Consider the following 892-nt stretch of genomic DNA (forward strand, 5'->3'; position numbering starts at 1 on the left):
TCCTCCAGTGTGGATGAATGCCCGCTGTACATTGGCAGGGCTAAAGGTGAGGCGGCGCACAATATCTTCCTGATGCAGCTGTTCTGGTCTCTTTTTTTAGCAAAAGAATGGGCATACCAGTTTTTCAAGCGGCGTTGTACCGATGATTTGAATTCATTGACAGCGCCCATCTTTTTCAGCAGGTCATGAAGTGTCCTTGCCTCACGATCAGGACAATTTTCTGGTTCTAGCCAATTTTGTTGAATTGCGACCCGGGCAATAGCTATAAACTGAGGTGAATGAACGCCCAGGGATTTACAGGCCCGGGTGAGTATCCAGACTATGGTATATTGCCAGTCGTCGCGCCCGACTAAACCACTATGAACCATTTTTTCGTGTAAGTCCTGAAGCTCTTGCAACACAAAATCAACAGGTTTATCCCGGCGAACCAATGCACCCACCCCCTGAGCGAGTGAACTCTCGGAACCAAACCAGCTTCCTAATAGATAACACCCGTTGATATCCGGTTTATCCTCACTTTTTAGTAACTCACTCCCCAGAATAAAGGCGTCACTGTCCGGCTCCTGCTCCCAGAGTTCTTTTACAATATCGTCGACGTTTAGAGCGGATGTCGCACTTGCTGGTAATGCTGTACCACTTTGTACTGACCCGATAAGCTCTTCCTGACTGATCCTCAAAGCCTTTGCCAGTGCAGCCATCTTTTCAGGGTTCATATTACTGGATATCTGAGACATCCACTGATTGCTGCCAGTCAGCGCTACGCCGCTCACGACAGACTGAAAGTTGGGGGCATGTATCCACAATCTTCTCGGTGCACCACCCAAATCCTGAGCTTGCCATGTGTTCCCGTTATCCAGTGAGCATTCAGGAAAAGCATGAACTTCATTGGAAA

At 48.2% G+C, this 892-nt stretch carries 1 protein-coding gene; it reads right to left on the minus strand.

The window, feature by feature from the left end; genetic code table 11:
• Window positions 1-713 (minus strand): hypothetical protein (locus E1189_RS01970; RefSeq protein ID WP_230460019.1); only part of this gene is annotated, 713 nt, incomplete at its 3' end.
• Window positions 714-892 lie beyond the last annotated feature (179 nt).

The organism is Parendozoicomonas verongulae, assembly GCF_009711465.1.
Lineage (GTDB): Bacteria > Pseudomonadota > Gammaproteobacteria > Pseudomonadales > Endozoicomonadaceae > Sansalvadorimonas > Sansalvadorimonas verongulae.